Annotated in this window: 10 protein-coding genes; 5 read left to right on the forward strand and 5 right to left on the reverse strand. The window is 45.7% G+C overall.

Annotated features, from left to right (window positions below; genetic code table 11):
- Positions 1-62: 62 nt before the first annotated feature.
- Entirely contained in the window at positions 63-809 is a 747-nt protein-coding gene (locus R3289_RS01275; protein ID WP_318923538.1) for a YggN family protein, read from the reverse strand.
- Positions 810-978: 169 nt separating this feature from the next.
- Here R3289_RS01275 and R3289_RS01280 point away from each other — a divergent pair, with 169 nt between their 5' ends.
- Positions 979-1458 (forward strand): NYN domain-containing protein, encoded by a 480-nt coding sequence (locus R3289_RS01280; RefSeq protein WP_318923539.1) that lies wholly within the window; start codon positions 979-981, stop codon positions 1456-1458.
- A 95-nt stretch (positions 1459-1553) separates the two neighbouring features.
- Here the strand turns inward: R3289_RS01280 and R3289_RS01285 are convergent, their stop codons facing one another.
- Entirely contained in the window at positions 1554-2240 is a 687-nt protein-coding gene (locus tag R3289_RS01285) for a cation transporter (RefSeq protein WP_318923540.1), read from the reverse strand.
- A gap of 190 nt (positions 2241-2430) precedes the next feature.
- Between R3289_RS01285 and R3289_RS01290 the strand changes: the two genes are divergently transcribed.
- Positions 2431-3315: a LysR family transcriptional regulator gene (locus R3289_RS01290; protein ID WP_318923542.1), complete on the forward strand. Its 885-nt coding sequence runs from the start codon at positions 2431-2433 to the stop codon at positions 3313-3315.
- Between the two features lie 156 nt (positions 3316-3471).
- Here R3289_RS01290 and R3289_RS01295 read toward each other — a convergent pair whose 3' ends face one another.
- The 3 genes from R3289_RS01295 to R3289_RS01305 form a co-directional block, all read right to left on the reverse strand.
- The gene (locus R3289_RS01295) at positions 3472-6543 is read right to left on the reverse strand and encodes an FAD-binding and (Fe-S)-binding domain-containing protein (RefSeq protein ID WP_318923544.1); all 3072 of its coding nucleotides are present in this window, start codon (positions 6541-6543) and stop codon (positions 3472-3474) included.
- A 767-nt stretch (positions 6544-7310) separates the two neighbouring features.
- The gene (locus R3289_RS01300; RefSeq protein ID WP_318923545.1) at positions 7311-7931 is read right to left on the reverse strand and encodes a DsbA family protein; all 621 of its coding nucleotides are present in this window, start codon (positions 7929-7931) and stop codon (positions 7311-7313) included.
- Complete coding sequence (locus R3289_RS01305) at positions 7925-8788, reverse strand: MBL fold metallo-hydrolase (protein ID WP_318923547.1); 864 nt, start codon at positions 8786-8788, stop codon at positions 7925-7927. The genes R3289_RS01300 and R3289_RS01305 overlap by 7 nt, the downstream gene beginning before the upstream one ends.
- A 130-nt stretch (positions 8789-8918) precedes the next feature.
- Here R3289_RS01305 and R3289_RS01310 point away from each other — a divergent pair, with 130 nt between their 5' ends.
- From R3289_RS01310 to R3289_RS01320, 3 genes are all read left to right on the forward strand, one after another.
- Positions 8919-9806 carry a LysR family transcriptional regulator gene (locus R3289_RS01310; protein ID WP_318923548.1) on the forward strand — a complete coding sequence of 296 codons (888 nt, stop codon included), beginning with the start codon at positions 8919-8921 and terminating at the stop codon, positions 9804-9806.
- 389 nt (positions 9807-10195) lie between these two features.
- Entirely contained in the window at positions 10196-11296 is a 1101-nt protein-coding gene (locus R3289_RS01315) for a NapC/NirT family cytochrome c (RefSeq protein ID WP_318923549.1), read from the forward strand.
- Positions 11297-11326: 30 nt separating this feature from the next.
- Complete coding sequence (locus R3289_RS01320; protein WP_318923550.1) at positions 11327-13774, forward strand: molybdopterin guanine dinucleotide-containing S/N-oxide reductase; 2448 nt, start codon at positions 11327-11329, stop codon at positions 13772-13774.
- Positions 13775-13806 lie beyond the last annotated feature (32 nt).

Here is a 13806-nt window from a genome sequence, read left to right on the forward strand (position 1 = left end):
AGGCGTCATATATTACATAACGGAACATTCAACCAATTTGCTTGAGGCAACTAGCCAAATTATTAGATTTCAAACATCTGATAATCTTTTAGTTCAGGAATCGCTTTATGCAGCTGTTGTTCCTCTTCGGCCAAGCCTTTAATGGAATCACACAGGTCATTTGCCTTGGTTGCAATTTCACCAGAACGCGATTGAATACGCTCTTCAATTCGCAGTTTTAATTCAGCAAATTTATTCTGCAGCTCAGTGAAACTAATCTCACCGTTTTTCATTTCGTCAGAGAGCGCAGCAAATAAACCCGACATTGATTCTACACTGACATGCTTCATCGCTTCTTCAAACTCGGCTTTCCAACTTAAATCCACATCTGCAAACATATCCGCCGGCATCACAAATTCGCCATCCTGATAAAACTTCTCCTGGGCTTTTTTACCGTATTCGTCAATCAAAGATTCAACCTTGGCAAACGACTCTTTTGAATCAAAACTCGATGACACTTCTTCCAGAACATCCGTCGCAATACCGACACCGTCATTAGCGATATCTGCCATTTTCGGCAGGTATTCCTGTACGCCATTGCTATAGGCTTCAACTGCTTGACGCTGCATGGCGTTAAGATCTAACTGCTTGCCATTGATGAAAATATTGTTATTTTCATCAATCATCATTTTAGGCTGACCACGTTGGTAAACAGATACCTGACCTTCATTAATATGAATATCGTTTTGGACGTCAACCGGACAACTTTGTGCAAAGACGGATGCAGAACTTAACAGTAATCCGCCAATCAGGATTTTTTTCATCAACATATCTCGTATATCCAGCCAAAAACAGACTATGACTCACTTTATATAAAAAACCTAATAATACCAAGTGGTCTCAAGATGCTCGTTTCAGCAAGACATCACTTGAATTATTTCACGTTTCAAGGCAACCTGCTTATCAGCCTATGCTTATTGATCTAATATCAGGATTCTTGTGGAAAAAGTCGCTATTTTTGTCGATGTTCAAAACATCTATTACACAGTGAAAGATACTTACCATTGTAATTTTGATTACAATGCTTTTTGGGCTGAAGCAACACAGGGCCGGGAAGTTGTTGCGGCCTATGCCTATGCCATTCATCGTGGTGATGAAAAGCAGCGACAATTCCAGAATATTCTGCGCGGTATCGGCTTTGACGTAAAGCTCAAGCCCTTCATCCAGCGCAGTGACGGCTCAGCGAAGGGGGACTGGGATGTCGGGATCACATTAGATGTCATTGAGCATGCGCCTGACGTTGACCGTATTATCCTGCTTTCCGGTGATGGCGACTTCGATCTGCTGGTGGAAAAAGTACAGTCAAAGTATGGCGTCAGTGTGGAAGTTTATGGTGTACCCGGGCTAACGGCAACCTCGCTGATTAACACTGCCCAGTATTTCCGTGAAATAGAAGGCACCCTGTTACTGGGGCGTTAGGTTGAGTACCCAGAAAGGCCCGGCATTTTGGTATCGCATCGGGCCTGCTGATTTGATTTAATCGGACTGAGTTGCGGATGACGTCAATTAAAAATTTATCCCTTCGCGATGATATTGTTTACAGGCTCACGTTGCTGAATCACCAGTAACTCACGAAGGCCTTCAAACATCATTTTCAATGGTACGATGACAAAATAAATAGAGGCAATCACAACCATTACCGGATCGGCATAAACCGCATAGGCGCTGAATTCCGAGATAGCTAACAGCTTTGCCACGGCAAAACCTACCAGCACCGCCCCGCTGATCACTGCATCCATCAGCCACTGTTTGACTTCTGCATCAACCAGCCTTGATTGTGCTTTTTTACCCAGCGACGACATGAACCAATAATTCGCAAAACAACCCACCACGTTGATAACACCGAAGATCAAAGCCAAACCGGTATTAATATCTCGACCGCCATGATGAATGGCCATTACAGCCGAACTGAACGACACGCAACACATCATAGTGATAACCAGACCTTTAAAGGCGATTACCATCGGCTCAACCCTGGCAAGTTTATCCGGATCACGATTCGCAACTGGCTTACGAATATAGGCCACCGCCGCCAGGGAGACCAGTGTCAAAACCAGGCTGACCAGGGAATAAGCACCATCAAACACAATAACCAATGACCCCATCCAGAGCCCAAGGCCTATCCCCATCAGAGAAAACAACAGCGATGATACGGTCGAACACTGAAGCAGCCTTCGTTCAAGCTGCACATTACACGTCATAATTACCTCTAGTAACCGACGACTTTTTCGTCTTTTTTATCGTTAGGTTTTTATTTCATTTGAGAACGATTCAATCGTACCGCGATAAATTTCAATGCTACAATCTCTCAGCGCTCAATTTTTCGTCGCTAAAGTCTCGCCTATCAATGATTGACTAAGATGCTGTACATTCATCATCAGGATTATGCTTGTGAAAACCAGTCAGGTTGAAATGTTTCTCCATACCAGTTACACCGGCTCTATTGCCGAAGCGGCACGCAAGCTAAACAAAAGCCGTACCACCGTCAGTGCAGCATTAAGTACGCTGGAAGATGATTTAGGCGTTAAGCTCTTAACCCGTACAGGCAACCGGGTCAAACTGACGGAAATAGGAGAAGCGGTTGCCAATGATTGTGAACGGCTAATCATGATTGCCAACGACATCCAGACCAAGTGCACTCAACATCTCAATGGTGTTGAGTCCGCCCTGCGTATTGCCCGTGACGATGCTCTGCCCGAATCGCTGTGGCGGTCATTACTGCAACAACTGAACACCCGCTTTCCCAACACCAGTTTTTCCGTCTACGTCGCACCGCCACCAGAACTTGAAGATATGGTGGCACAGAACGTTGTGGATGTTGCCTACGGCCTGCTGCCCCGTCACCACAAGATCCCTCGGGTTCTGCAACTCGACTTAGGGCAAATTCGAATGATGTCTGTTGCCCACAAAAATCATCCGCTCAGCCAGTTACGCAAAGTGAACAGTTCTGACTTAGAGCGTTATACCGAAATCGCCCTGGCATATATTGATGAAGAAGGTCTTAAGCCTGTTGATCCGAAATCCTCCAATTACATTGCCCTGACGTTCTATGAGCATTTGAGAAATGCCGTACTCGACGGTACCGGATGGTCTGATGTACCGGCACTGCTAATCAATGATCATTTGCGAGAGGGAACAATTAAAGTCATAAAGCACAATAAAGCGATGACCTGGCAACCCTATGGAGAAATGGTAGAAAGTGAATCGCGCCGTGGCGCAGTGATCCAATGGCTCTCAGATCAATTAGAAAACTATTTACTGGAGGTGACCGATTAGCCGAGGAGCACGGCGTTGTGGCGCGGGGGCATATCCTCTGTGGTCTGTTGTTACGTGGTCTGCAGGTCTTGTTTTTCGCCGGTTAAGCTGCGGGAGATTCTGTCACTTCCTTTGTATTAAAAAAGCCCCGGAGGTTCCAACCGGGGCTTTTTATTATCACAATGCAGAGCTGCTGATGATTCGCAGTAGCACCTGAACAGGGTGCTTCATTTTAATGTGCTCGAGGCGTTTCACCTGGCTGCGGCATGAATACCCTGTAGCCATACAGCGATCAGGGTTAAGCTGCTCGATATTTGGTTTCCAGCTTAAGTCATAAACCGCTTTCGACATTTCAACCTTATCTTTCTCATGACCAAAAGTACCGGCCATACCACAACAGCCGACCGACACCGGTTTTAAAGCAGAACCAAATCGGTTGAAGATAACCATCCACTCTTGTTCAGCATTGGGCATTTTGGTTTTTTCCGTGCAATGGGCAAACAGATACCATTCGTCACCTTCTCGCTGAGGGTAAGATGGAAGCTCCGCCAGTAATGGCGTTAACCACTCATGGGCTGTCATTACATGGAAGTCACCGCGAGTCTCTTCAAGTACTTCTGCGTATTCATCGCGATAGCACAGTACCAGTGCCGGATCGACCCCCACCAGCGGTATGTTCAGTGCCGCTAACTGATTCAGAAAATCTGCGGTATTACGGGCTGTTTTGGCAAACTGGCGTAAGAACCCTTTAATATGCTGCGCTTTACCATTTGGTTTAAACGGTACCAGCATGGGCTTTTTACCCAGTTTCTCGGCCAGAGACACAAAATCACGCACGACTTCAGCATCATAGAAACTGGTGAAAGGGTCCTGAACAATCAGAACGTAATTCTGGCGTTCCCGGTCAGACAGCGCCTGCAACCACTGCAGATCAAATCGCGTTGCATGGTGTCCATCCAGACTTTCCATCAACGTCGGCACCGACAATGTAGGCGTATCAACATAGCCGACCGTTTTTTCGGTCAGCGTCTTCAGCCATGGCGAACGTATTACGGCATTGAAGGTTGCAGGGGCTTTGCCCATTAGCGGTAAATAGCTTTCCACATAAGCGACCAGATAGTCCTTTGCCGGACGCTGATAGCGGCTGTAATAGATATTCATAAAGCGTGAACGGAAGCTGGGAACATCCACCTTAATCGGGCACTGGCTGGCGCACGCTTTACAGGCGAGACATCCGTTCATCGCTTCCATTACTTCGTGCGAATAGTCATAATCATTTTTACCCCGACCGTAGGTGTTTTTCAGGCGATCGATGATCTGTTTAACCGTCGGCGTCGACGTCAGCAGTTTGTGCTCAAGTTCATCGGCATTAATGCCCTGCTCTGCCAGCTGGCGGAGCCATTCACGTACCAATCCGGCACGTCCTTTCGGTGAGTGACGACGATCTGCCGTAATTTTCATCGACGGGCACATTGGCGAGCTGGTGTCATAGTTAAAGCACAAGCCATTGCCGTTACATTCCATCGCCAACTTAAAGCTGTCGCGAGTCGTTACGGGGATCTGGCGATCGTAAAAACCGCGCTTAACCCCATCGACCTTAACCAGCTCATCGTCGCTGTCGAGCGGTGTACAGATTTTTCCCGGATTCATCCGGTTATCCGGATCGAAAGCCCCCTTAATGCGACGAAGTTCCGTGAACAGCTCATCGCCAAAGAAAGCCGGGCCATATTCTGAGCGAAAACCTTTCCCGTGCTCCCCCCACATTAAACCGCCATACTTTGCGACCAGACCAACCACCTGATCAGAGATTTCTTTCATTATCCGTTCTTGCTGCGCATCGCACATATCCAGAGCCGGACGAACATGCAGCACGCCGGCATCAACATGGCCGAACATGCCATAATCAAGCTGTTTTTCATCTAACAACTGGCGAAACTCGGCAATATAATCGGCCAGATGTTCAGGCGGAACACAGGTATCTTCCGCAAAAGCGATGGGTTTTTTACTGCCTTGCACAGCACCTAGCAGGCCGACGGCCTTTTTCCGCATAGCGTAAATTTTCTGAATACTGGCCAGATCCTCACAGATCTGATAACCAATGATACCGTCAGCCTCTCGGGTAACTAGCGCATCCAGCCTTTCGCACAATGCTGCTACGTTCTGCTGGTTTTCATCCGGGTCATTACTGGCAAATTCCACCATATTAATGCCCAGCATCTCTTTGCCTGGTATATCCGTCAGCAGATCACTCACCGTATTCCAGACGATGTCTTGCTTGGCAAAATTTAATACCCGCGAATCAACGGTTTCTACCGACAATGCCTTTGCTTCAACCATCATAGGTGCACTACGCAGGGCTGAATCAAAGCTGTCATATTTGATATTAACCAATGCCCGCGATTTAGGGATTGGGGTGATATTCAACTTGGCTTCGGCGATAAACGCCAGTGAACCTTCCGAACCGCATAATAAACGCGCAATATCAAACATCTTCAGCTCATCATCAAAGACATTTTTCAGATCATAACCGGTCAGGAAACGGTTCAATGGCGGAAATTTGTCGACAATTTGCTGCCGTTTATCGCGGCACACTTTCGCTGCGGTTCGAATGGCGGTACCAGCCTGACTCTGACTCGAGGCGGCGTTATCCAGTCCGTCGTTGTCTAAAGGCTCGGTATCGAGTACTGAACCGTCAACCAATACTGCTTTCAATGCCAGAACGTGATCGGAAGTTTTACCGTACTTTAGGGAGCCCTGTCCCGAGGCATCGGTATTGATCATGCCACCGATGGTTGCACGGTTACTGGTTGAGAGATCTGGCGAGAAAAAGAACCCATAAGGCCGAAGCGCATCATTAAGCTGATCTTTAATCACACCCGTTTGTACTCTGACCCAGCCCTGCTGGGCATTCACTTCCAGAATCTGATTCATGTGACGGGAAAGATCAACCACCACCCCAGAGGTCAATGACTGACCATTGGTGCCCGTACCTCCACCTCGTGGCGAAAAGGTTACTTTCTTATAAGCTTCTTTCTGGCCAAGTTGACCGATAAGAGCTAAGTCATCAGCGGAACGAGGAAGAATAACGGCTTGTGGCAATAGTTGGTACACACTATTGTCGGTCGCTACAGCCAGGCGACTGGCATAACTTTTTTCAATATCACCAGTAAATCCGGCCGATTCTAACTCGTTGAGGTAAGACAGTACGACATCGTCGATACTGCTCTGATATGTCAGTGCGGGTAACATTGCTCTCCTTCTCCAGTATCGCTGCCGTATCCTACGACGACTGGCCTCATGCTATGAAATAAGTGGGTTGCAGCCACTTTACATCAGACCGTAACTGAAACAAAGCAGTTGGTTAGGTGATGATGGCAGATATGAGCGAGTTACAGGTGTGGGATAAGTGGAATGCTTAACTGGGTGATACGACCATAGCGTTTATGTCTTTTGCACTGACATTCAGTGTGAACAGCACAATTTGAGCACATTGGGAAATAAGCATACCGACAATCCGCAAGCTGAAATCAGGTCATTATCAGGCAGTCGTCCGAATAAAGGTCGCTAAGACTGAGTACAAGACATTCAGACATAATAGCCGTGCATCTACGTGGGCGTTGAAGCGAGAAGAAGAACTTCAGAGGTATATTCTTAATCTGGGGATGATACGGCATGGCATCGGCTCACCGTTGCTGATGCCGTAACCATTTATATTAATGAATACAACCAGTTCAAAAAACTCGTTTTTGCCCATTCTAATTTCACGAGATTTTAGTCTGATAGATCTCGTTTTGAGTTTTACTTATATTTTCTCATTCCAAGCTGAGAGAAGATGATGCGCACTATATCCAAAAAGCAATCATTTATAGCCGTTTACGAAAAACTCTTAAGGTACATGACTATTCAATTTAAAAAGTTCGTAACATGTTTGGAGGGAGAGCATGATTACGAACTTTAGGGAAGGAGCACCTGTTTACATGGCGCTTTTTACTCCGATAAATCAACACGGGAGAACGTTAGGTTAGGCTTTCCAAAAAAGTGTGCCATTTTTCTCCTTGGCCATAATATTTCGTATGAGGCAATCTGATAAACTGATCATTATCTTCGAGGAACAGTGTCGGATAACCTTGTACCTTTAATCGAGTCATCAATTGATGACTGTTATCGACCGCAGCGTGTTCCAAGCTTTCCTCCGTTTGCATTTTCTCATTCCATAATGCTTGATCTAATCCTAATTGAGTGGCTATCTCTTCTAACGTCGTTCGTTTATTTACCGATTTTCCGTCAACGTAATGCGCTTTTTGTATCGCCTTTAGCATTAGAAACGGGTCCATTCCTAAAGAATCTGCAACAAGAATTGCCCGAATAGGAAGGTAAGAATCCAAAACAAACTCATCAGTACTGGTTACGCGTTCAAGATAAACTTGTCCAAATCTCGCCCCAGTCAGCTCGCTGATCGCGGTGTCATTTTTCAAAATATGATCACGGAAAGTCGGTTCAACTACGCAGCTGGAAATCATTCCTCCCGGATGAAGTTTCAACGTTAAGTGATGACTTTTGGCGATAGCTTCGATAAGAGTGGTTGCGCCATAACACCACCCGCACATTGGGTCATAGAAGTAGTGAACAGTTACCATTTCATCTCTCCCATGTGAACTTTAGCGCCAATGATTAAATTCATTGACTCGGGATCTCCATATTTTTTAGACAATGTTCCAATCAGTTGCTCACTGTTTTCACTGCTGGTTTTTGCTTGGCTGAAGTCTTTAAGATACTGCTGAGAATAACGAATCGTTTCAACGTTTAAGGCCGTGCCTGATTTCATATGTCCCGGGATCACCAACTCGGGCTGTAAAGCTTGCATCTCATTAAGCTGCTCACTCCATGCCTTTTGGCTTTGATCGGTTTGGGCATCTGCCGTCCAAAGGTGCAAGTTGCCAAATACGGCTACGTTACCCAATACCGTTTTACTCGAAGGAACCCATAAATATGGGCGGTGTGCTAAAACGCCGCTTGTACCCCTAATTTCTATTTTGTGCCCTTCCAAAGTAAGAGAGGTCGCCGTTATCGCATGAGGGACGTAAGGCTTAATGGGAGCATTGTCACCCATGCGTGGCGCCCACACTTTAAGTTTTGTTAGCAACTTTTGCTCAATCACTGTTTTTACTGCGGGGGTAGTAACAATTTGTGCGTCTGGAAATAGCGAATGAAGTACTTCAGCACCAAAGTAGTAATCTGGGTCAGCTTGGCTAATAAAAATGGTTTTTAACTCTTTACCGGTATCCAGTACTTTCGCGGCAATGCGGAGGGCATCGGCTTTAGTAAACCCTGTATCGATCAACATGACTTCCTTTTCGCCTTCTATTAGCGTTGAGTTAACATGGAAGCTGTTTCCGTCGGCGTTATAAACATCAAACGTCAGTGGTGTTTGCTCTGTGGCAAAAGCACTGCCCGCAAAAAGGATAGAAGCCGCTAATAAAGTCATCTTTTTCATAATTATTTCCGTTTATTGGTTTATTTAACTAAAAGGGTTGTTGGTTTCAACGAACGTAATCATAAAAGATTGACTTAAGCTAAAAAACACACCAAATTGATCAATATTATTTCTTAATTCGTGCAAGTGAATGGATAGATTAATCGCTGCAAAAGTGTTTGTTGATGTCGCTCAATCGGGCAGTTTTACTGCGACGGCCGAGAGATTAGAGATGTCCCGGCCAATGGTCACTCGTTATATTGAAGCCATGGAAAAGTGGTTGAATAGCCGTTTATTGCACCGGACCACCCGTAGGGTAACGCTCACAAGTGCCGGAGATCGGTGTTTGAAAGAGGTTGAAGCATGGCTAGAACAGGCGGATCGTTTAATTGTATTGAGTGATTCCACTGAAGAGTTATCTGGCATGGTGCGGATAGCGACCAGTATGTCATTTGGTTTTTCACAACTTGTACCTGCGCTTCAAAGCTTTATGTCTATGCACCCTAAAGTACATATCGATATAGACTTACAAGATTCGGTCGCCGACCTGACTGAAAGACAAATTGATCTCGCTATCCGAATTGCTTCTAATCCAGAACCCTCTTTGATTGGTAAACCTATTACAGTGTGTGAGTCAGTACTGGTTGCTTCTCCTAGCTATTTAGCAAGTAGAGATGAAATCTTAAAGCCGACAGATCTCATGGGACATAAGTGCCTGGGCTATAAGAACTTTCAACGGCACATATGGCACCTAACCAATGGTGAACAACAAGAGTCAGTGGATGTGGATTGCAAGCTTACCGCCAATGAAGCCACGACGTTACTCCATGCCTGCCTTATGGGAGGCGGTGTTGCTGTTCAGCCAACCTACCTAGCGAACAAATACATTAAAGATGGCACATTGCGACCAGTTCTTGCTGAGTGGAAGCCCGCCGAGCTCACTATATATGCTCTCTACTCCTCCAGAAAGCACCTATCCCCTACCGTCAGAGCATTAATTGACTATTTTCAGGAACATTTTAGAGACAATCCTTGGTAAGACTTTAGCTCTTAGAGAGCAACTGGTGCAACTGGTAAAAAAGGAGTAAAACGCAAAATATAATCAGTAGCATTTGATCTGCTCCAGTATCGCTGCCGTATCCTACGACGACTGGCCTCATGCTATGAAATAAGTAGGTTGAAGCCACTTTACATCAGACCGTAACTGAAACAAAACAGTTGGTTAGGTGAGATTTTCCCAAAAAAGCACGTTACGGGCAAGGGATAGGCGGAATGCCTAACGGGGTGATTCGACTATGGCGTTTATTCATAATGCACTGACGTGCACTAATACAAGCTTCATTAGGTGACATTAGTCACTATTGTTATAACTATAAAGAGGTATTCTTCATGAGAATATAAAACACACCATAGGGTATATAAAGTTCGATGAACATGAAAAAAAGAACCTTTGTGCTAATAGCATTGATTGGTGCAGTTGTTGGTGCTGCCGCACTAGGTGGCTCTGCCTACATAATGAAAGCCACCTCAAGCACTGAGTTTTGTCTTTCTTGTCACACAATGCAAATCCCTCAGGAGGAGTACGAAAGTTCAATTCACTTTTCCAATGCTAAAGGTATCCGCGCTGAATGTGCTGACTGTCATATTCCATCAGAGCCTCTGGACTACATACTTACAAAAATCCGAGCAACAAAAGATATTTATCACGAATTTGTCACTGGTAAGATTGATTCTGAAGAAAAATATGAAAAGCAGCGCTTAGCGATGGCGGAAACAGTTTGGGGTCATATGCGTAAAAATGACTCAGCACCTTGCCGTTCTTGTCACGAATTCGAGGCAATGGACACTTATGAGCAGTCAGAGAATACTGTAAAAATGCACGAATACGGACAAGACAATAACTTAACTTGTATTGATTGCCACAAAGGCGTAGCGCACTTTGCTCCTGTTGCTGAACTAGATAGTGAGGCATTCGAAAATCTACTATCTCACACTGAAACCACGCCAGAAAATGCAAAAGAAGTGTACACCGTTGAAGGGGCTGAAATGGGGGAACTTGGTCACATCAACCCTGTTGTTCACCTAGAAGTGATCAGGGCCAATGACAACGAGCGTCAGGTAAAACTTTCTGGTTTCCAAATGAAAGGCGCTGAACAAGTGCTTTACATGGGAGAAGGCAAACGCTCCATTATCGCCACACTTTCAGACAAAGGCCAAGCGGCGCTTAAAGTAGGTAAATTCATTACTGATGAATACGGTAACGAATGGCGAAGCGCCGATCTAACTGCCACTATTGACGCACCAGTAACAGCAAGCGCAGACCCTATTTGGGAATATGCAGAGCAACTTGATAACGTCTACTGCTCGGCTTGTCACGCTAAGATCCCGGCTGGTCACTTTACTGTGAACGCTTGGGGCCCGGTTGCCAAAGGTATGGGTGACCGTACTGATATTTCTGAGCTAGATCTTGAAATCTTGACGAAGTACTTCCAGAACCATGCTAAAGACATGGGTGGTTCAGCTCACTAATAACGTTTAATAAGTCTAAAGGAATTAACAATGACGAATATTTCACGACGTGGTTTTATAAAAGGCACAGGGATAGCTGCCGGTGCTCTAGCCATAACTTCTATTATGCCAATGCAAGCAACAGCAAAAACAAAAGGTGAAGGTGTCTTAACTGCTTCTCGTATGGGCCCACTATACGCAATAGTGAAAGAGGGCAAACTTGTTTCAACTGAAGGGGCATTGCCAAAAACGGTTCCTAACAGCCTGCAACTTACCGGCCCAGATCAGGTTCATACAAAGGCACGTATCAAATACCCAATGGTACGTAAAAGCTACCTAGAGAACCCACAAAACCCTGCTCGCCGCCGCGGTGACGATGAATACGTTCGCGTGTCTTGGGATGATGCCTTAAAGCTAGTTCACGAACAACACATGCGCATCCGTGGTGAATATGGTGATGAATCTGTATTTGCTGGCGCTTATGGCTGGCGTTCATCAGGCGTATTACACAAAGGCCGAGAGCTATTACGCCGTTACATGTCAATGGCTGGTGGTTACACAAGTCACCTAGGTGACTACTCAACGGGTGCATCTCAGGTGATTATGCCGCACGTGATGGGTTCTATCGAAGTGTATGAACAGCAAACTACCCACCCTGTTGTACTTGAAAACTCTGATGTTGTTGTGCTTTGGGGAATGAATCCAATGAACACGCTGAAGATCGCTTGGACTTCAAATGAAAACTCAGGTATCGAGTTCTTCCATCAGCTGAAAAAAGCGGGCAAAACTATCATCTGTATCGACCCAATGCGCTCAGAAACTATTGAGTTCTTTGGCGATACTGCCCAGTGGATTGCACCGCACCCATTTACTGATACAGCAATGATGATGGGTATTGCTCACTCGCTAATATCTCAAAACAAGAACGATAAAGCGTTCCTAGATAAGTACACTGTTGGCTACGACAAGTTTGAAGAGTACCTACTTGGTAAGAGTGATGGTGTTGAGAAAACACCTGCATGGGCTGAATCGATCTGTGGCGTTCCAGCTAAACAAATGGAGCTACTAGCTGACATCTTTAGTAAAAACCGCACAATGCTAATGTCTGGTTGGTCTATGCAGCGTCAGCAATACGGTGAGCAGCGTCACTGGATGTTAGCAACACTGGCTGCAATGCTCGGTCAAATCGGCCTGCCGGGTGGTGGTTTTGGTTTATCTTACCACTATTCAAACGGTGGTAACCCAACTCGAGACGGCGGCGTTCTACCTGCTATGGGTGCAACTGTCGGTAAATCTGGCAAGTCTGGTGCTCGCTCTGCTTCTAAAGAAGCAGTTAATGCACTTCCTGTTGCACGTATTGTTGAAGCGATTGAAAACCCTGGCATGAAGTACATGCACAATGGTCATGAGCTAACCTTCCCTAACCTGAAGATGGTTTGGTGGACTGGCGGCGGTAACTTTACTCACCACCAAGACACGAACCGTCAGATTGAGGCGTGGCAAAAACTGGAGCTTTCTGTTGTCTCTGAAATCTACTGGACAGCTGCAGCAAAACACGCTGACGTGGTATTCCCTATCACGACCTCATTTGAGCGTAACGATATGACCATGACTGGTGACTACTCAAACGCGCACTTAGTGCCAATGCCTAAAGTGGTTGAGCCTCAGTTTGAAGCTCGTAGCGACTTTGAAGTGTTTGCACAAATGTCTGAACTTCTTATGCCGGGTAAAGGCCGTGCCATCTTCACAGAAGATAAAGAAGAAATGGACTGGCTGAAATACTTCTATGATGAAGCAGCAAAAGGGGCGAAACGTGCTCGTGTTCGTATGCCTAAGTTTGGTAAATTCTGGGAGCTCAATGAGCTTATCGAAATGAAACCTAACAAGAAGAATGCTAAGTTTGTCCGTCACGAGCAATTCCGCAAAGATCCTGTGATGAATCCTCTGGGAACACCAAGTGGTAAAATTGAAATCTACTCAAAAACTATCAAAGGCTATGGTCTAAAAGACTGTCCAGCACACCCAACTTGGATGGCTCCTGACGAGTGGATTGGTGGGGCGAAGAAGGATGAGTTAACGCTGATCACATCGCATTCAGCACATCGCCTACATAGCCAATTCAACTATGCGAAACTTCGTGAAGAGTATGCTGTGGCTAACCGTGAGCCAATAACCATCAGCATAGAAGATGCAAAAGCACGGGGCATAAAGAACGGCGATCTTGTTCGTGCATATAACGACCGTGGTCAAATCCTAGTCGGTGCAGTGGTCACAGATGGTATCAAACCGGGTACTGTATGTGTTCACGAAGGTGCATGGCCAGATTTAGACAAAGTAACAGGTCTATGTAAGAACGGTGGCCCCAACGTACTAACGCGTGATATTCCCACTTCTCGCTTATCAAACGGTTGTGCGGCTAACTCTTCTGTTGTTCGCATTGAGAAATACGAAGGCCCAGTACTTGAATTAACAGCGTTCGATCCACCAAAGAACGCTTAATTCTCGCTTTTCATTGACTTAAACTTAAGCCC

The sequence above is a fragment of the Photobacterium sp. genome (assembly GCF_033720175.1).
GTDB lineage: Bacteria > Pseudomonadota > Gammaproteobacteria > Enterobacterales > Vibrionaceae > Photobacterium.

Coding starts and splice junctions, on each gene's coding strand:
- R3289_RS01275 (WP_318923538.1), bottom strand. CDS start 809: ATGTTGATGAAAAAAATCCTGATTGGCGGATTACTGTTAAGTTCTGCA.
- R3289_RS01300 (WP_318923545.1), bottom strand. CDS start 7,931: ATGGTAACTGTTCACTACTTCTATGACCCAATGTGCGGGTGGTGTTAT.
- R3289_RS01305 (WP_318923547.1), bottom strand. CDS start 8,788: ATGAAAAAGATGACTTTATTAGCGGCTTCTATCCTTTTTGCGGGCAGT.
- R3289_RS01285 (WP_318923540.1), bottom strand. CDS start 2,240: ATGACGTGTAATGTGCAGCTTGAACGAAGGCTGCTTCAGTGTTCGACC.
- R3289_RS01295 (WP_318923544.1), bottom strand. CDS start 6,543: ATGTTACCCGCACTGACATATCAGAGCAGTATCGACGATGTCGTACTG.
- R3289_RS01320 (WP_318923550.1), top strand. CDS start 11,327: ATGACGAATATTTCACGACGTGGTTTTATAAAAGGCACAGGGATAGCT.
- R3289_RS01310 (WP_318923548.1), top strand. CDS start 8,919: ATGGATAGATTAATCGCTGCAAAAGTGTTTGTTGATGTCGCTCAATCG.
- R3289_RS01315 (WP_318923549.1), top strand. CDS start 10,196: ATGAACATGAAAAAAAGAACCTTTGTGCTAATAGCATTGATTGGTGCA.